17 protein-coding genes are annotated in these 16,373 nt (G+C 70.0%); 6 read left to right on the top strand and 11 right to left on the bottom strand.

Annotation, left to right across the window (positions count from 1 at the left end; genetic code table 11):
- Nucleotides 1-191: 191 nt before the first annotated feature.
- Nucleotides 192-1,619 carry an amidase gene (locus ACQEV1_RS47865; RefSeq protein ID WP_433404355.1) on the bottom strand — a complete coding sequence of 476 codons (1,428 nt, stop codon included), beginning with the start codon at nucleotides 1,617-1,619 and terminating at the stop codon, nucleotides 192-194.
- Nucleotides 1,620-1,707: 88 nt separating this feature from the next.
- Between ACQEV1_RS47865 and ACQEV1_RS47870 the strand changes: the two genes are divergently transcribed.
- Complete coding sequence (locus ACQEV1_RS47870) at nucleotides 1,708-2,862, top strand: MFS transporter (RefSeq protein WP_433404356.1); 1,155 nt, start codon at nucleotides 1,708-1,710, stop codon at nucleotides 2,860-2,862.
- 6 nt (nucleotides 2,863-2,868) lie between these two features.
- On the opposite strand, the gene ACQEV1_RS47875 is transcribed toward ACQEV1_RS47870, so the two are convergent.
- The 3 genes from ACQEV1_RS47875 to ACQEV1_RS47885 all read right to left on the bottom strand — a co-directional run bounded on the left by ACQEV1_RS47875 (nucleotide 2,869) and on the right by ACQEV1_RS47885 (nucleotide 5,632).
- Nucleotides 2,869-3,576 carry a TetR/AcrR family transcriptional regulator gene (locus ACQEV1_RS47875; RefSeq protein ID WP_433404359.1) on the bottom strand — a complete coding sequence of 236 codons (708 nt, stop codon included), beginning with the start codon at nucleotides 3,574-3,576 and terminating at the stop codon, nucleotides 2,869-2,871.
- A gap of 34 nt (nucleotides 3,577-3,610) precedes the next feature.
- Nucleotides 3,611-4,825 (bottom strand): FAD-dependent monooxygenase, encoded by a 1,215-nt coding sequence (locus ACQEV1_RS47880; RefSeq protein WP_433404362.1) that lies wholly within the window; start codon nucleotides 4,823-4,825, stop codon nucleotides 3,611-3,613.
- Nucleotides 4,826-4,930: 105 nt separating this feature from the next.
- On the bottom strand, nucleotides 4,931-5,632 hold the full coding sequence (locus ACQEV1_RS47885; protein ID WP_285626005.1) for an HAD family hydrolase: 702 nt from the start codon (nucleotides 5,630-5,632) through the stop codon (nucleotides 4,931-4,933).
- Nucleotides 5,633-6,058: 426 nt separating this feature from the next.
- Here ACQEV1_RS47885 and ACQEV1_RS47890 point away from each other — a divergent pair, with 426 nt between their 5' ends.
- The 3 genes from ACQEV1_RS47890 to ACQEV1_RS47900 are packed head-to-tail and all read left to right on the top strand — an operon-like array spanning nucleotide 6,059 to nucleotide 7,473.
- Nucleotides 6,059-6,403 (top strand): YbaB/EbfC family nucleoid-associated protein, encoded by a 345-nt coding sequence (locus ACQEV1_RS47890; RefSeq protein ID WP_285626003.1) that lies wholly within the window; start codon nucleotides 6,059-6,061, stop codon nucleotides 6,401-6,403.
- A gap of 30 nt (nucleotides 6,404-6,433) precedes the next feature.
- The gene (locus ACQEV1_RS47895) at nucleotides 6,434-6,796 is read left to right on the top strand and encodes a hypothetical protein (protein ID WP_285626001.1); all 363 of its coding nucleotides are present in this window, start codon (nucleotides 6,434-6,436) and stop codon (nucleotides 6,794-6,796) included.
- A gap of 8 nt (nucleotides 6,797-6,804) precedes the next feature.
- A complete protein-coding gene (locus ACQEV1_RS47900) occupies nucleotides 6,805-7,473 on the top strand; it encodes a hypothetical protein (RefSeq protein WP_433404367.1) in 669 nt (222 codons plus the stop codon).
- A 121-nt stretch (nucleotides 7,474-7,594) separates the two neighbouring features.
- Here ACQEV1_RS47900 and pruA read toward each other — a convergent pair whose 3' ends face one another.
- The 3 genes from pruA to ACQEV1_RS47915 all read right to left on the bottom strand — a co-directional run bounded on the left by pruA (nucleotide 7,595) and on the right by ACQEV1_RS47915 (nucleotide 10,923).
- Nucleotides 7,595-9,223, bottom strand: a complete 1,629-nt coding sequence (pruA, locus tag ACQEV1_RS47905) for an L-glutamate gamma-semialdehyde dehydrogenase (protein ID WP_433404370.1) — start codon at nucleotides 9,221-9,223, stop codon at nucleotides 7,595-7,597.
- An 87-nt stretch (nucleotides 9,224-9,310) separates the two neighbouring features.
- Entirely contained in the window at nucleotides 9,311-9,943 is a 633-nt protein-coding gene (locus tag ACQEV1_RS47910) for an HAD family hydrolase (protein WP_433404372.1), read from the bottom strand.
- 68 nt (nucleotides 9,944-10,011) lie between these two features.
- The gene (locus tag ACQEV1_RS47915) at nucleotides 10,012-10,923 is read right to left on the bottom strand and encodes an RNA polymerase sigma-70 factor (RefSeq protein WP_433404375.1); all 912 of its coding nucleotides are present in this window, start codon (nucleotides 10,921-10,923) and stop codon (nucleotides 10,012-10,014) included.
- Nucleotides 10,924-11,091: 168 nt separating this feature from the next.
- Between ACQEV1_RS47915 and ACQEV1_RS47920 the strand changes: the two genes are divergently transcribed.
- Nucleotides 11,092-12,615 carry an MFS transporter gene (locus tag ACQEV1_RS47920; protein WP_433404377.1) on the top strand — a complete coding sequence of 508 codons (1,524 nt, stop codon included), beginning with the start codon at nucleotides 11,092-11,094 and terminating at the stop codon, nucleotides 12,613-12,615.
- Nucleotides 12,616-12,772: 157 nt separating this feature from the next.
- On the opposite strand, the gene ACQEV1_RS47925 is transcribed toward ACQEV1_RS47920, so the two are convergent.
- The 4 genes from ACQEV1_RS47925 to ACQEV1_RS47940 all read right to left on the bottom strand — a co-directional run bounded on the left by ACQEV1_RS47925 (nucleotide 12,773) and on the right by ACQEV1_RS47940 (nucleotide 15,528).
- Complete coding sequence (locus ACQEV1_RS47925; RefSeq protein WP_433404380.1) at nucleotides 12,773-13,642, bottom strand: hypothetical protein; 870 nt, start codon at nucleotides 13,640-13,642, stop codon at nucleotides 12,773-12,775.
- Nucleotides 13,639-14,208 carry an RNA polymerase sigma factor gene (locus ACQEV1_RS47930; protein WP_285625980.1) on the bottom strand — a complete coding sequence of 190 codons (570 nt, stop codon included), beginning with the start codon at nucleotides 14,206-14,208 and terminating at the stop codon, nucleotides 13,639-13,641. Before ACQEV1_RS47930 ends, ACQEV1_RS47925 begins: the two co-directional genes overlap by 4 nt.
- A 99-nt stretch (nucleotides 14,209-14,307) precedes the next feature.
- The gene (locus ACQEV1_RS47935) at nucleotides 14,308-14,814 is read right to left on the bottom strand and encodes a DUF6912 family protein (RefSeq protein ID WP_433404383.1); all 507 of its coding nucleotides are present in this window, start codon (nucleotides 14,812-14,814) and stop codon (nucleotides 14,308-14,310) included.
- A gap of 33 nt (nucleotides 14,815-14,847) precedes the next feature.
- A complete protein-coding gene (locus ACQEV1_RS47940; protein WP_433404386.1) occupies nucleotides 14,848-15,528 on the bottom strand; it encodes an HAD family hydrolase in 681 nt (226 codons plus the stop codon).
- Nucleotides 15,529-15,630: 102 nt separating this feature from the next.
- Here ACQEV1_RS47940 and ACQEV1_RS47945 point away from each other — a divergent pair, with 102 nt between their 5' ends.
- On the top strand, nucleotides 15,631-16,341 hold the full coding sequence (locus ACQEV1_RS47945) for a Crp/Fnr family transcriptional regulator (RefSeq protein WP_433404389.1): 711 nt from the start codon (nucleotides 15,631-15,633) through the stop codon (nucleotides 16,339-16,341).
- Nucleotides 16,342-16,373 lie beyond the last annotated feature (32 nt).

Consider the following 16,373-nt stretch of genomic DNA (forward strand, 5'->3'; position numbering starts at 1 on the left):
TCACAACCGGTCCGTGGCTCGGCCGGGTGGGCGAACTCCATGCGTACGGGCCTGTTCCCGGTGGTGCTCAAGGATGTCGATCTCGGCGACGACGTGCTGGAACTCGGCCCCGGCATGGGTGTGACGACCCGTGAGCGAGGCGGCCGGCCTGACGGACGTACGCGTCACCCCGACGTCCGGGCGCGCGCACTTCACCGCCCGCCGGCCCGCCTGATCCCCTCCGGCGGGACGCGGTCGCGCCAGGGCACGGCCTCCTCCAGCCGGGCGGCGACGCGGAACAGCAGGTCTTCCCGCCCGTACGGGGCGACGAGCTGAACGCCGATCGGCAGGCCGTCGCGGCTCTGCGCGAGCGGCAGGCTGACCGCCGGCTGCCCGGAGATGTTGAACAGTGAGGTGAACGGGCCGTAGTCGAACTCGGTCCGCAGCCAGCTCTCCACCGTGTGGTCGGGGTCGTCGTAGCGGAGCGTGCCGTGCGGCGCCGGGAGACGCGCGAGCGTGGGAGTGACCAGCAGGTCGTACTCGGTGAAGAACGCGCCGACCGTCCGGGTGAGGCGGTTCTGCTCGTCCAGGCCCGCGATCAAGTCGAGCGCGCTCCGCTCCTCGGCCATCCGCAGGATCCGCCGGGAGACGGCCTCCATCCTCGCGGGGTCCGGCCGTCTCGGCGCCAGCAGCAACGGGGCGACGAGCGCCACCATCTGGGTCATGATCGTGCGCAGCACGGCGTCCCGGTCGACCTGCGGGCTCGCCTCCGCGACCGCGTGTCCCATCTCCTCCAGCAGCCGGCCGGTGCGTGCCGTCGCCTCGGCCGCCTCCGGGTCGACCGGGACGCCCGGCCAGGCACGCGTGGTCACCGCCACGCGCAGCCGGGGCGGATCGGCCGCGAGCTCCTCCTCGTACGGGCGGGGCGGAGGCGGCGCGGTGTACTTGTCGCCCGCCGCCGGGCCCCGGATCGCGTCGAGGTAGCGGGCGGCGTCGCGGACGGTCCGCGTCAGCCCCGACTCGACCGCCATGCCGAATCCCGGCTCGCCCAGGTCCGGCCCGCACGGCGTCCGGCCGCGGCTCGGCTTGAGGCCGACCAGCCCGCAGCACGAGGCGGGCAACCGGACCGAGCCGGCACCGTCGTTGGCGTGCGCCACCGGCACCGCCCCGGCGGCGACCAGCGCGGCGGCCCCGCCGCTCGACCCGCCCACGCCACGGTCCGGCCGCCAGGGGTTCCGCGTGGGGCCGTACCGCAGCGACTCGGTGGCGAAGCTGACCACCAGCTCGGGAACCGTGGTGAGGCCCAGCGTGACCAGCCCGGCGGCGCGGACGCGTCTCATGAGGTCGGTGTCGTGCCGCGGGGTCACTCCCGGGATCGCCCGGCTGCCCAGGAAGAACGGCACGCCCTCGGCCATCGGCCCGCTGTCCTTGATCAGGAACGGCACTCCCGCGAGCGGCCCGTCGTCCGCGTGGTCGAGCGCCGGGTCGAAGATCGGCAGGGCCAGCCCGTTGACCCGCTCGTTCGCCGCCTCCAGCGCGCGCCGGGCGGCGTCCTCCACCTCCGCGGCGGTGACCTGCCCGGACGTGATCAGCCCCCGCAGCCCGACCGCGTCGTGGCTCGCGTACTCCCAGAGCTCCACAGGGCCACTCTACGAACGGCCGAATCGCGATACGGATCGGCATGGTGGCTTGTTCCCGTCATCGCCCTGGTCTCCTAGCGTCGTGATCATGACTTCGGGACGACGGACGCTGACGTTGCTGGTGGGAACCCACGTCGTCGACGACCTGTACCAGGGCGCGGTGCCGGCGCTGCTGCCCTTCCTGGTGGCCGAGCGGCACTACGGCTACGCGCAGGCGACCGGAATCACGCTCGCCGCGACCTTCCTGTCGAGCATCCTGCAGCCGGGGTTCGGCGTGCTGACCGACCGGCGCCGCGCGCCCTGGCTGGTCGGGGCCGGGCTGCTGACCGCGGGCGTCGGCATCGGGCTGTGCGGGCTGGGCGGCGGCTACTGGACGACCTGGTTCGCGGTGGCGCTGTCCGGAGTCGGGGTCGCGGCCTACCATCCGGAGGCCGCGCGGGCGGCGCGGCAGGCGGCGGGGGCCTCGGCCCAGGGCATGAGTGTTTTCGCGGTGGGCGGCAACGCGGGCATCGCGGTCGCGCCGCTGATCGCCGCCCCGATCCTGGGTGCGACGGGCCTGGCCGGCACTCCCCTGCTCGCCCTCCCGGCCGTGGTGACCGCCCTGGTCCTCGCGGCGGCCTGGCGCAGCCGCGAACCCGTGCCCGCCCGCGGACGCGCCGCCGGTGACCCGGCGACCGACGACTGGCGCGCGTTCGGCTGGCTGACGGTGGTCGTCATGTGCCGGTCGGTCGCCTACTTCGGGATCTCCTCGTTCCTGGCGCTCCTGCTGATCCACCGGTTCGGCCTGTCGAAGGGCGCGGCGTCGGCCGCCCTCACGGTCTTCACCGGGACGGGTGCGGTCGGCACGGTGCTCGGGGGGCGGCTCGCGGACCGTGCCGGGCGGCTCAGGGCCGTGCGCACCGGCTACGTCCTGACCGTTCCGGGCCTGCTCGGCCTGCTGTTCGCCCCGGATCCGGCGGTCGCGTTCGCCGCCGCGTTCGTGCTGGGCCTCGGCCTGTACGTGCCGTTCGCCGTGCACACCACGCTCGGCCAGGAGTACCTGCCCGGCCGGATCGGCACGGCCAGCGGCGTGACCCTGGGCCTCGCGGTGTCCGTGGGCGGGATGGTCGCACCGCTGCTGGGCCTGGTCGCCGACGCGTACGGCATCCGCACGGCGCTGGCCCTCCTGCTCGTGCTCCCGCTCATCGCCCTGGCGGTGTCCACCCGCCTGCCGGAGACGCGGGTCGCGGTGGCGAGGGCATGACGCGCGCTACTGGAAGGTCTGGCCGCGGCCGATGAGGTCCAGGACGGCGTCCCTGGTCTCGCGGAAGACGGCGACGGTCTCGGCCGCGGCCGCGGCGATGGCCGCCTCACCAGGTGCGACGGAGGGTTCGAGCAGCTGGGCCACGGTGTCGGCGAGGACCTCGTAAGGGTCGTCGACGTGCAGCGGTGCGGTGGCCGGGTCGGACATCGCCGTGCCGAACCCGGTGAGCACGGCGTGCAGGGCGTACGCCTGGCCGGCCAGGGGGCGGTCATCGCGGATCAGGCCGTGCCGGCGAAGGATCGGCATGACGGCGTCGCACAGCGCGCTGGGCCTGGTGCGGGCGAACAGCTCGCGGTCGCCCGCCTGCGGCGTGAGCGTCCGCAGCTCTCCGTCGTTCAGACGGGGCGCCAGCGAGAGGCCCCGCCCGGTACGGATCAGCAGCGGGGCCAGGCGGCGCGGCAGCACGGCGGCGGGGTCGGCGCTGATGCGGGAGATGACCTCGTCCAGGAAGGTCAGCAGCTCGCGGGCGAAGAGCCCGAGGATGAGGTTCTCCTTGGCCGGCCAGTAGAGGTAGACGGTGCCCTTGCCGACCCCTGCCGCCCGGGCGATCTCGCCGACGGTGACCTTGCGGACGCCGTGGTCGAGCACCAGCTCCCGCGCGCTGTCCAGGATGCGGGCGGCCTTGCGCGAGTGGTGTTCGATCAGCTGACTCACCGGGACTGTCCTCTTCCTTCGTACGCGGGACCGATCAGACGGCGGCGACGTCGAACTGCTTGTTCCGCATGGCGGGGCCGTTCACCATCCTGCCAATGGTCGGCCCCAGGGCCGGCATTCGCATGAGGCGGAGCATCGCGGTCCGCACGAGCTTCTCCCTGCGGTCGTGGGGCGTGAAGAGCCTGCGCATGGCCAGTGCGCCTTGCTGCTCGGTGTGGATGAACGGCCGCATCCGGGACTCCCACGCCCGGAGCGCGCCGGGCAGGTCGCCTGGGTGCCGCCGCAGCATGCTGCCCAGCAGCTCGGCCCCGGCGATGCCGCTGGAGGCGCCCATGCCCGCGTACAGGGTCACGCACCAGGCGGCGTCGCCGATCAGGACGACCCGGCCGCGGTGCCAGCTGGGCATCCTGACCTGCTGCACCGAGTCGAACAGGTGATCCGGGGCCTGCGCGAACCGGGTGAACAGGTGCTCCAGCAGGGGCCCCGGTGGCTCCGGGCCGAACGCGGCGCGGATGGACTCGATCGGCGGACGGGTGAACTCCGCGTCGATGTCGTCGGTGCGGTAGGAGAACAGCAGGCTCGGGGCATGGTCGTGGAAGGGGAAGGTCCATGCCGAGCGGCCCGGCTCGGCCAGAACCAGGCCCTCATGCGGTCCGAAGCCCTCGATCGGCGCGTCGAGCGCGGTGACGCCGATCATGTAGTTGAGCGGACGCAGGTACTCCCCGGGGCCGAAGGCCAGCTCGCGTACGGTCGAGCGCAGGCCGTCGGCGCCCACCACCAGGTCGAAGCGCTCGGTGACCGTGGCGCCCGAGACGGTGTCGTGCAGCGTGACCTCCGCCGCCGAGTCGTCCTGGACGATGCGGGTGGGCACGGTCGAATAGCGGATCTCCACGTCGGCCGGCAGCGCGGAGAACAGTCCCTGCTCCACATCACCGCGCAGCAACTGCCGGGGCCGGCCGGGCAGGGCGGCCGGGTTGATGCCGGGAGTGCGGCGCCCGGCCCGGTTCACCTCGTGGTTGACGAGCCGGGGGTGGCCGCGGTCGCCGATCGTGTCCAGCACGCCCAGCCGCCGCGCGGAGGCGACGCCGGTGCCGAACAACATGATGAAGTACCCACTCGAGCGGCGGGCGGCGGCCTTCTCCACCAGCACCGGCTGCCAGCCCACCTGCCGTAGCCGCAACGCGGTGGCGATGCCCGCGATCCCGAGCCCGACCACCAGCGCGCGGCCATGCCCGACCGTGTCCGTCATGACGACCCCTTCCTGCCGTGTCGGCTCACGGTACCAACTGACCAAAATGGTCCTGTTGGTCAGTCGCGGTCGTACGGACCGGTCACGTCGATCGTGGCGACGCGTTCAGGAGGTGGTCAGCGACTCCACCGCGCGGACGACCTGGTCGGTCTCGGCGAGGGTGGGCAGTACGACGTCGGCGCCGGCGCCGCGCAACTCGGCCTGGGTGGCGTTGCCGGTGGCGACGGCGATCGTACGGGCGCGGGCGATCTGGGCGGCGCGCACGTCGTTCGCGGAGTCGGCGATGAGCACGGTCGCGGACTCCGCGATCGGGGCGCCGTACTTCTCGGCGGTACGGGTGCGGGCCAGCTCGACCAGCGCGGCCTTGGGATAGGTCTCCGAGCCGTACCCGCCGACCTTGAAGTCGAGGTGCTTGTCCAGCCCGAGCGCGGTCAGCTTGGCGATGGCGTTCGGCTCGATCGAGCCGGTCAGGACGGACTGGACGACGTCGCGCTGGCGAGCCACCGCGGCGAGGGCCTCGCGGGCGCCCGGCAGCACCCGGCCGTCCTTGCGGATGGACTTGCGGCGGGCGGTGAACGCCTCGCCCAGCGCCGCCATGAACCGCCCGAGGTGGTCCTCGGTGGTCACGACGTCGTTGAACGCCAGCGTCTCGAAGATGATCTCCGATTCGGTACGGCCCACGGTCGGCGCCAGGCGTACGAGCGGGCGCCCGGTCACCTGTTGGAAGGCCTCGGCGTACGCCTCCCGCGTCACCCGGCCGACGTCGACGAGCGTGTGATCGACGTTCCACAGCACGAGACGGGGCATGACGGACTCCTGCGGTGAATCGGGGCGAAGGTCAATCGTCGTGGTAACGCCACTGTGTGCGCAAACCCGCTGTTCAACCGGGGAGAGCAGCGCCATCATCGCGGCCCGCTCACGCCACCCCACCCACGACCAAGGCGCACAGCGTCGCGCGGCTTGATGGCGGGCGCGCCGCCGGAGACCGTCCGAACCGGGCCGGGCTCCGGCGAGGTCACGCACCGAAAAGTGCCGGGCCCGCCGCCATTTCACGAACCAATGAAGTTTTCCCGGGACCGCCGCGATCACCCGGGGTACTCTGATTCGCACCGATAGTTGCGGATGCCTCGCGCGAGCCTCTCCGATCGCCTCAACGAAATCATCGGTCCGGTTCCCGCCATGCGGCACGCAGGGTGACAGCAAGAGATACGGGCGAGGAGAGAAGGGAGAGCAATGACCCCTGAACCACATCGCGAGCCTGAAGCGTCGCTTTGGAGCCACGCCGAGACCGAGGACGGCCGGATTCGCGTCACTGTCGAAGAAAACGGCCTTGTGAACGCCATATCCATAGCTCCCCGAGCGATGAGAAACGGATCCGAGGAGCTCGCCGAGCTGGTTCTGGCGACCGTGCGTGAGGCGCAGACGTCCTGGTTCCGGGAGAAGCTCGCCAAGGGGCCCGGCGCAGGCCCCGGTCAGGACAGGCACCGAAAGGATCTGGCAGAGGTCGAAGCCACCTTCGAACGGCGCATGGAGGAGCTCCGCCAGATGATGGCCGAACTGCATAGCCATGAGAGCTGAATCTCTATCACAACAGAAGGGCACCAAGAAGTGAAATACAATTCAACATCACTAATAGAGGCAGCAGACGGAGTCAACGCGGCACTAGATCACTATTACCAAGCTACAAATTACCTCGATATAGGCGTGGACATGGGAGAAGGAGCAGAGAACCCCGACGGCTACTACGCCCTACTCGGCGACAAGTGTGAATCGTATGAGCAAAACATGGCAAGCACACTGAACGCCCCGTTCAGCACCATGAAGCAAAAACAATCCTATGCCATGCAATCAACGGTCGTAGAGATGAAATACGTCGCCGCATGCCTCCGATACATGGCCAAAACCATCAAGAATGCCGAAGAAGCCAATATCGGCGATATCGAAACCGTCGCAAAACAACTAAAGAAGTGATGAGGACGATGACACAAGAATTGCCCGATGACATCCGCGACATTTTGAAGGAATGGACATCCAAGGGAGTGATGAAATTCCGGTGGCCAGCCGATGACACCGACGCGATCGCACTAGCCGCAGCAGCATGGGGAGGGATAGAGGGGACATCGCCCGCGCAAGCGGAAAAGCTTATTGGCGACCTGAAGGAGGCGGCCGACAACGGAAAACAGAGGTATGGCGTCAAAACCTTGAAGAAGGTCAATGAGGGGCCCGCGATCGATAGCTGCCTCGACTTTTGGAAAACCCCCGAACGAAATATCGACGAGATCAAGGCTTCACTCAAGAAGATCGGCATCGCCTTTAAAATTGTGGCATCCACCATTGCCGCATACCGAGGTCTGGCATACACGCGACTAATCCCACTCCAGCAAGACTTGGCCGAGAACGAAAAGTGGGCCTGGCTGGTGTCGGATTGGTTTTTCTCGGACAAGAACGCGGAGATCGACCGACGCGCCCGCGCCATGGTCGCGGAGTTCGACCAAAAAATGCAGAAGACCTACGACTCAACAGTGGCGGGGAACTTCGCAGACTTCAACAAGGTCATGGGTCAGCTCACCGAGCTCTACTCAAAGATGATCGCTAGCGATGAATCTCTCGATGAGATGCAGAAGTTCATCACGTACGTCGGTTCATAGCCATTCCTTCTCACCTCACATACTCCGCCCCATACGATCTGGGGTGGACGACGACGCCGTGTGGGAGCCCCACCGCGACCGGCTACCACCACGGCATCGCCCTCGTCCACGTGTGTCGTGGTCAGCCCATGTGCGGGTAGCGGTGGTCGGTCGGCGGGACGAGCGTCTCCTTGATCGACCGGGTGCTGACCCACCGGGTCAGGTTGAAGATCGAGCCGGCCTTGTCGTTGGTGCCGCTGGCCCGCGCGCCGCCGAACGGCTGCTGCCCGACGACCGCGCCGGTGGGCTTGTCGTTGATGTAGAAGTTGCCGGCCGCGAAGCGGAGCTTGTCGCTGGCCTCCGCGATGGCCGCGCGGTCACGGGCGACGATCGAGCCGGTCAGGCCGTACGGCGCGGCGTTCTCCATCTGCGTCAGCATCGTGTCGTAGTCGCCGTCGTCGTAGACGTGCACGCCGAGGATGGGGCCGAAGTACTCCTTGGTGAAGATGTCGTCGGCCGGGTCGGAGCTCTCCAGCACGGTCGGCTGGACGAACCAGCCCTCGGAGTCGTCCACGCCGCCGCCGACGAGCACGTCGATGCCGTCGTGGGCCTTCGCGCGCTCGATCGCCTCGCGGTGCTTGGCGAACGCCCGGTCGTCGATGACCGCGCCCATGAACACCGACAGGTCCTCGGCGACGTTGCCCATCGTCAGCGACTCGACGGTGGCGAGCAGGTCGTCGCGCATGCCGTTCCACAGCGACCGCGGGACGTACGCGCGGGAGGCGGCCGAGCACTTCTGGCCCTGGTACTCGAAGGCGCCGCGGACCAGGATCGTGGCGAGGGCGGCGGGGTCGGCCGACGGGTGAGCGACGACGAAGTCCTTGCCGCCGGTCTCGCCGACCAGCCGCGGGTAGCTCCGGTAGTTCGCGATGTTCTCCCCGACCGTGCGCCACAGGTGCTGGAAGGTGCCGGTGGAGCCGGTGAAGTGGATGCCGGCCAGGTCGGGCTGGTGCAGCGCGACCTCGGAGACGGCCTGCCCGTTACCGGTCACCAGGTTGATCACACCGGGCGGGAGCCCGGCCTCCTCCAGCAGCCGCATGGTGAAGTGCGCCGCGAACGTCTGCGTCGGCGACGGCTTCCACACCACCACGTTGCCCATGAGCGCGACCGAGCACGGCAGGTTGCCGGCGATCGCGGTGAAGTTGAACGGCGTGATCGCGACGACGAAGCCCTCCAGCGGCCGGTACTCCAGCCGGTTCCACACGCCCGGGGAGGAGATCGGCTGCTGGTTGATCAGCTCGCGCGCGAACGAGACGTTGAAGCGGAAGAAGTCGATCAGCTCGCAGGCCGCGTCGATCTCGGCCTGCTGCACCGACTTGGACTGCCCCAGGATCGTGGCGGCGTTCAGCGTGGAACGCCACGGGCCGGACAGCAGTTCGGCGGCCCGCAGGAAGATCGCGGCCCGGTCGTCGAAGGACATCGCACGCCAGGCGGGCGCGGCGGCACGGGCGGCCTCGACGGCCGCGGTGACGTCGGCGGCGGTCGCCTCGTGCATACGGCCGAGGACGTGCCGGTGATTGTGCGGCTCGACCGCGTCGATGGGCGCCCCACCGCCGAGCCGTCGCTCCCCGCCGATGGTCATGGGCAGGTCGATCCGCTCGCCGGACAGCTCCTTGATCTTGGCCTCGAGCGCGGTCCGGTCCTGACTACCGGGGGCGTACGTCTTGACCGGCTCGTTGACCGGGACCGGTACGTTCGTGACAGCATCCATGAAAACACTCCCCAGCATTCGACGACGTCGTCGTTCTGCATCGTAAGCACGGGTAGCCGTACCCGACAAAACGCTCGTCGATCCAGGTCAGATGTGCTGTGCGACGTCGGCCAGGCGTTCGATCACCGGAACGCCGAACCGGGCGAGCTCCGCGCGGGACTGCAGGCCGCCGGTGTAGAGCAGCGCGCGGGCCCCGACGTGCCGCGCCGCGGCCGCGTCGTCGATGCTGTCGCCGACCATGACGACATCGGCGGCCTCGACGCCCAGCGCCGCCAGGTGCCGCACCATGAACTCCGCCTTCAGCCCGCCGCCTTCTTCGGGCCGCAGCCCGTCGACGCGCCGGAAGGCCAGGCCGAGACCCAGCCTGCGCACCGCCAGGGCGAGCCGGTCGTGGTGCCACATGGACAGCACCGACTGCGTGTGCCCGCCGTCGGCGAGCGCGTCGACGGTGCGTTGGGCGTCGGCGGCGAGCCGGCAGCGCTCCATCAGCCGGTGGTAGGAGTCGTGGAACGCGGCGTCGATCCGCTCCCACTCGCCGTCCTCGAGCGCCCGGCCGAGGATCCGCTCGTACGACGTCCAGATCGGCCGCGTGTAGGCCGCGCGGTAGCCGTCCAGCTCCAACGGCGGCAGGCCATAGCCGGCGAACACCTCGTTGGTCGCGGCGAGAATGGCGTCGCGGTCGTCGAAGAGCGTGCCGTTCCAGTCCCAGACGATATGCATGACGCCATGAGCTTAGACCGCGGCACGGACGAAAACCGTCCCGCGGCGGACGCGGGCCGTTCCCGGCCTCAGCGGCTCACGGCGGTCTCCCGCTCCACCCGCGACAGCTTCTCGGGGTTGCGCACGTGGTACAGGCCGGTGACCTGGCCGTTCTCGACCCGCACCGTCAGCACGCCGTCGATCTCCCCGTTGAGCCGGACGAGCAGCCCCGGGCCGCCGTTGACCTGTACCGGCTCGACGGACCTTTCGGCATCACGCTGGTACCAGCCGTTGGCCAGCAGACGAGCCACCCTGCCGGCCCCCACGACGGGCCGCAGGAAGGCGTGTTTGACCCCGCCGCCGTCGCTCAGGGCGACGACGTCCGGTGCGAGGACGTCGACCAGCCGCTGCAGGTCGCCGGTCTGGACCGCTCGCTGGAAGGCCTGGAACACGACGCGGGTCTCGGCCGGGGAGACGGTGCCGCGCGGCCGGCGGGCCGCGACGTGGGCCCGTGCGCGGTGGGCGATCTGCCGTACGGTGGCGGGGGACTTGCCGACGGCTTCGGCGATCTCCTCGTAGTCCAGGTCGAACACCTCGCGCAGCACGAACACCGCCCGCTCGGTCGGCGCGAGCGTCTCCAGCACCAGCAGCATCGCCATCGACACGCTGTCGGCGAGTTCGACGTCATCGGCCACGTCGGGCGCGGTCAGCAACGGCTCGGGCAGCCACGGCCCGACATAGGACTCCTTACGCCGGCCGAGCGCCCGCAGCCGGTCCAGCGCCTGCCGGGTGACGATCCGCACCAGGTAGGCACGCTCATCCCGTACGGTGCCAAGCTCGACGCCCACCCACCGCAGCCACGTCTCCTGCAGGGCGTCCTCGGCGTCGGTGGCCGAACCCAGCATCTCGTACGCCACCGTGAACAACAGGTTGCGGTGGCGTACGAACGCCTCGGTGGCGGAGTCCACAGAGCTCATGGTCCGTTCGCTGCGCTCGCTCATGCCCGGCTCCCGCCTGTTCGCTCTCAGCACTGCCACACGCACAAGACGGCGGTCCGCGCCGTTTTGTGACACTCACGGCCGGTGGCTCACGTCACATGGACGCGCTGTCACAGGGATCGGAGCGCCGGCGTCTCGTGTTCGTCAGCGTTCGATGTGAAGGAGATGATCGTGGCAGCACACAGTGCGGCCCGCGCGGCCAGGCCGCGCCCGCAGGCGGCCGGGGCGACGGCCGCGGACCCGAGACGGTGGCTGATCCTCGCCGTCATCGCCGCCGCCCAGCTCATGGTCGTCCTCGACCTGACCGTGATGAACCTCGCGCTGCCCTCGGCGCAGCACGCCCTGAAGTTCACGGCCGCCGACCGGCAGTGGGTCGTGACCGCGTACGCGCTGTCGTTCGGAAGCCTGCTGCTGTTCTGCGGGCGGCTGGCCGACCTGATCGGCCGCAAGGTGACCTTCATGACCGGGCTGGTCGGCTTCGCGGCCGCCTCCGCCGTCGGCGGCGCCGCGAACGGCTTCGCGATGCTGGTGACCGCGCGCGCCTGCCAGGGGCTCTTCGGCGCCCTGCTCGCGCCGTCCGCCCTGTCTCTGCTGGCCACGACCTTCAAGGACCCGAAGGAACGGGCCAGGGCCTTCGGCGTCTACGGCGCGGTCGCGGCCGCCGGTGGGGGGCTGGGGCTGCTGCTCGGCGGCGCGCTGACCTCCTACCTGTCCTGGCGTTGGTGCATGTACATCAACCTGGTCTTCGCGGCGACCGCGATCGTCGGAGCCGCGCTGCTGGTGGGCCGGCAGGACAGGACGCCGGGCGGCCGGCTGGACATCCCGGGCGTGGTCTCGGTGTCCGGCGGGATGTTCTGCCTGGTCTACGGCTTCTCCAACGCCGCATCGCACAGCTGGCGCACACCGTCGACCTGGGGATTCCTCGCGGTCGGCGTCGCGCTGCTGATCGCCTTCGCGGTCTGGCAGGGGCGCACCGCGCACCCGCTGCTGCCGCCCCGCGTCGTGCTCGACCGCAACCGCGCCGGCGCCTACCTCACCGTCCTGATCAGCGGGGCCGCCACGTTCGGCATCTTCCTGTTCCTCGTCTACTACATGCAGGTGACCCTGGGGTACTCGGCCGTCGTCTCGGGCCTGGCCATGCTGCCGATGGTGGCGCTCAGCGGCACCATGGCCACCCTGGGCAACACCAAGCTGATGCCGCGGTTCGGCCCCCAGCCGATGGTCATCGCCGGCATGCTGCTCAACGCGGCCGGCATGATCTGGCTGACGAGGATCGGGGTGCATTCGGGCTACGCGTCCGCGCTGCTCGGACCGCTCATGGTGACCGGCGCCGGCATGGGCCTCATCTTCGGCATGGTGGCCGCCACGGGCACCTCCGGCGTGGCGCCGCACGACGCGGGGGTCGCCTCGGCGAGCATCAACACCGGCCAGCAGCTCGGCGGCTCGATCGGCACGGCGCTGCTCAACACCATCGCGGCCAGCGCCGCCACCGGCTACGTGACCGATCACTCACACGGGCTGCCGGCACCGCGGCTGATGCAGCTCGCGGCGGTCCACGGCTACACCACGGTGTTCTGGTGGTGCGCCGGCATCTTCGCGGTCGGCGCCGTCATCTGCGGCGCGCTGCTGCGCCCCGGCCCGCTGACCCGTCCCGGCGACGCCCCGTCCCCGAAGGCCGCGACGGCACGGTCGTGACACGCCGCCGAACCCCGGAAGGTCCCGGTGAATGGCGTCGCGGTCGTCGAAGAGCGTGCACGACGGCGCCGGTGCGAGATCGAGTGAGCCACGCGCCGTGCGGCGTGTGGCTCACTCGTGCGGGCGAGGCGGTCGCTCTGGCCGTCCGCCCGGTTGATCAGCCCGCGGGGTGGACGAACAGCAGGACCTCGCCGCCCACGCCGGCGACAGCGTCGTAGACGCGCCAGTCGCCCTTCACCTTGTCGGCCGGGATGCCCATGGGGTACGGCTGCTTGTCCCCCTCCTCGGCGGCGCTGGTGGGCTGCCAGCGGTATCCGATGTCGCCGATGTGCTTCCTCCTGGCCTCGGCGAGCACGTCGGCGACCGTGCGTCCCCTGACATTGCTCAGCCCCACCCCCTCACCGGGTGTGTCTCCGGGGCCGGTGTTGTAGTGCTCGCCCGGCCCCGGCATCCGGCCGAAGATGACCCGGACGAACGCCTTGTACGTCAACGGGATCTTGATGCCGACGTCGCACGTGTCGCTCCCGCAGTGCCCCGGGGCGGTGATCATCTTGACCCGGCCGCCTCCGTCGTCCTCCACGAAGAGCACTTCGCCCGCCTTCTTCGGCGAGGTGGGTGCCAGCTGGAGGTCGACGTTCAACCCGTGGGCGGCGAACTCTTCCTCGTACCGCGCCGGGTCGGCGACCGGGTCCTTCACCTTCACGGTGAGATACCTGCCCGTCCGGGTGAAGGAGAGCGCCGCCGCCTGCACGTTCGGCACCTTCGACGCCTTCGGCGGAGCGGGCACGACGGTGGCCTCGGGACGGCCGGAGCGGTGGGTCGACACCCCGACGACCGTGACCGCGACCGCGGCGACGGCCACGCCGCCGGCCACGGCCGGCCACAGTGGGCGCCGGGCGGTGCCGCGCGCGGCGGGAACGGATCGCGGAGTCGCGACGATGGCGGCGATCGCCGCGTCCACACCGGCCTCGGACCGGTCCTCCAGCGCCGCGGGCTTCAGCGCGGCGACGACGCGGTCGGGAGTCATGAGCGGTTTCCTTCCACGAGGTCGAGACGGACGGCCGGCGAATGCGTTCGCTCCTGCAACGCGCGTGCGAGCCGTCGGCGGGCACGGTGAAGGCGGACGTAGTAGAGGGCCTTGGTGCACCGCAGTACGGTCGCGGCGCGTGCCGCGCTCAGCCCGTACCAGGCGCTCAGGATCAGGACTTCGGCGTCGGTCTCGGGCAGGGAGGCGAACGCGGCCAGCCCGGCCGCGCGCTCGACCACCAGGTCACCGGTGTCCCAGGCCGCCGTGTCGCGTTCGTCGCTCAGCCGCTCGATGCGCTCGGCGATCGCCTCGCGCCGGTGGCCGGCGGCGAGCTGTTTGAGCCGATGGTTCCGCGCGACTCCCAACAGCCACGGCAGCGGATCGTCGGAGGGGATCTCCTCCAGCTTTCGCCATGCCGTGAGGAACGTCTCGTGCGCGATGTCCTCGGCGACGTCACGACGGCTGTGGACCAGCGCGTAGCCCAGCACCCTCGTGTGATAGCGCCGGTAGATGGTCGTGAAGGCCTCGGCGTCGTCGCCGGAGTCCTCGTCGTGGGCAACGCTCACGCCATCGCCCCCTCTCCGTGCTCGGTCGGTCTGACACCGGGTAACCCCTTCCGGTGCCGCCTTTCTTGCACGAGGGTGCGGAGTTTCTTACGCCACCCGTCAGGAGAGCAGGTGCGGCAGCTCCTGGGTGGCGTACCACAGCAGCTCGTGGCCGGCCGCGCCGTCGACGGTGAAGCGGGCGTCGTCGTCGCCGGCGTCGGCGGCGTCGCTCGCGGCGCGGGCCGCGCGTACGTCGGTCTCGGCCTCGGCGTCGTCCACGTGGCCGGAGACGATCCGCTCGAACGGGACCGGCTGGGTCACGCGCACCCGGGCGCGCTCCCCCGGATCGCCCAGGTCGCCCCCGGCGTGCACGACCGCCTCGTCGGGAACCTCGGCGGCGATCACGACGCGGCGGGACGGGGCCTCCGGGTCGGCGGCGAGCAGGCGGAGCGAGTCACGCGCGGCGTCCGACATCGCGGCGTACTCCAGCTCCTCCAGGTCGGCCGAGGCATACCACTCGCGCAGGGCCGGTGTCACGGCATAGCCGGTCAGCGGCGCCGGCTCGAGCTTGCGATCCCGAAGGATTCCGGCGAGTCCGCTGAGCGTGGACGGAAGATAGACGCGCATGTCCCTGAAGAGTGTGCCAGTACCGGACAAGGACTACCCGAGCGACACCCCGAACAGCTCCTCCAGACGCGCGACGGTGGTCGCGGCGTCGGCGTGGTGGACGCCCACGATGCCGAGGCTTTCGGCGGCCCGGATGTTGTGCTCGATGTCGTCGATGAAGGCGCACTCCGGCGCCGGGAGGCCGAGCAGGTCGAGCGCGTGGTGGAAGATCTCCGGGTCGGGCTTGCGCAGCCCCACCTCACCGGAGATCACCACCTGGTCGAACAGCTCGCCGAACGACTCGCGCGGGTAGGTGTTGCCCCAGGAGTTGGACAGCAGGCAGGTGCGCACCCCGGCCGCCCGCGCCCGGCGCAGCGCCTCGTACATCTCCTCGACCGGCTCGAACGCGGCGAACATCCGCAGCAGCAGCCCCTCGGCCGCCACCGCCATACCGCCGCGGGTGCGCAGCCGTTCGGCGAGCATCCGCTCGAACTCGGCCGGCGGCAGCGACCCGTCCTCCAGGCCGTGGACCGGATTGACCGCGCCGTCTCTGGCGTACGCCTGCGCGAACCACTCACGCATCACCAGGCGGTAGCCCTCGTGGTCGATGTCGTCGGCCTCGATCCACTCCGCGATCGCGTCGCGCAGCGGCGTGGTCAGCACACCGCCCCAGTCGATAATCAATCCGCGTACGGTCACGGGCTCGATGGTAGGCGCACCGCTGTAGCCCCTCATCCAGGACAACGCCGTTGTGCCCGGTGTGAGTCACCAGGGCGTTGTCAGTACGCCCGTCCCGACGTATGCCTAGAGCAGGACCGTGCTCTCCGGAGGCATGCTTTGCCACAGGGAAACTGGCCGAAAGACACCTTCCTCTATCGTCTTCGAGAACCTCTGCGAACGAGGATCCTTCAACTGGGCGTCCGGCGAACGTATCCGCCCGGTCATGTACTGCTGCGACAGGGTGCACCCGGCGAGTCCGTCTGGGTTCTCATGGACGCGCTGGTCAAGATAAGTGCGCACACTCAGAACGGCAGCGAGGCGCTTTTGGCGATCAGGGTGAGTGGTGACGTGGTCGGCGAGATGGGCGCCCTCGACGGATCGCCTCGGTCCGCGACCGTGACAACCTGCGGCCGAGCGGTGGTGTTCCAGGTCAAAGGAGCGGTTTTCATCGACTTCATCCGTCGGCATCCCGAAGCGGCGTTGACACTCAACCAAATGGCCATCGAACGACTGCGCTGGGCCAACCAGCGGCGGCTCGACTTCACCGGGTACGGAACCGACGTTTGCCTTGCACGTGTGCTGATCGACCTTGCCAGGCGTCACGGGACACGGAAGGACGACGCCCTCGATATCGGCGTATCGCTCACCCAGACAGAGCTCGGTGGCATGGTCGGCGCCAAAGAGGTCACCGTACAAAAGGCTCTCCGTGGCCTCTCTGGACTGGGGCTGGTCCAGCCAGGGCACCGCCGTGTCCTCATCACGGATATGCGGGGGCTACTGAGGTTCGCGGACCTAGATCCGAGAGACGTTTCTCCAAAGCCGTACTAATACGGCATCCGTCCGGAACCGGGTTCGGATGA

The organism is Actinoallomurus sp. CA-142502, from assembly GCF_050936355.1.
In the GTDB taxonomy this organism is placed as follows: Bacteria; Actinomycetota; Actinomycetes; order Streptosporangiales; family Streptosporangiaceae; genus Actinoallomurus; species Actinoallomurus iriomotensis.

Bases quoted from the DNA above. Each gene is read 5' to 3' on its own strand.
- ACQEV1_RS47900 (WP_433404367.1), top strand. From the start codon at position 6,805: ATGACACAAGAATTGCCCGATGACATCCGCGACATTTTGAAGGAATGG.
- ACQEV1_RS47925 (WP_433404380.1), bottom strand. From the start codon at position 13,642: ATGACTCCCGACCGCGTCGTCGCCGCGCTGAAGCCCGCGGCGCTGGAG.
- ACQEV1_RS47890 (WP_285626003.1), top strand. From the start codon at position 6,059: ATGACCCCTGAACCACATCGCGAGCCTGAAGCGTCGCTTTGGAGCCAC.
- ACQEV1_RS47935 (WP_433404383.1), bottom strand. From the start codon at position 14,814: ATGCGCGTCTATCTTCCGTCCACGCTCAGCGGACTCGCCGGAATCCTT.
- ACQEV1_RS47880 (WP_433404362.1), bottom strand. From the start codon at position 4,825: ATGACGGACACGGTCGGGCATGGCCGCGCGCTGGTGGTCGGGCTCGGG.
- ACQEV1_RS47940 (WP_433404386.1), bottom strand. From the start codon at position 15,528: ATGAGGGGCTACAGCGGTGCGCCTACCATCGAGCCCGTGACCGTACGC.
- ACQEV1_RS47915 (WP_433404375.1), bottom strand. From the start codon at position 10,923: ATGAGCGAGCGCAGCGAACGGACCATGAGCTCTGTGGACTCCGCCACC.
- ACQEV1_RS47885 (WP_285626005.1), bottom strand. From the start codon at position 5,632: ATGCCCCGTCTCGTGCTGTGGAACGTCGATCACACGCTCGTCGACGTC.
- ACQEV1_RS47870 (WP_433404356.1), top strand. From the start codon at position 1,708: ATGACTTCGGGACGACGGACGCTGACGTTGCTGGTGGGAACCCACGTC.
- pruA (WP_433404370.1), bottom strand. From the start codon at position 9,223: ATGGATGCTGTCACGAACGTACCGGTCCCGGTCAACGAGCCGGTCAAG.
- ACQEV1_RS47910 (WP_433404372.1), bottom strand. From the start codon at position 9,943: ATGCATATCGTCTGGGACTGGAACGGCACGCTCTTCGACGACCGCGAC.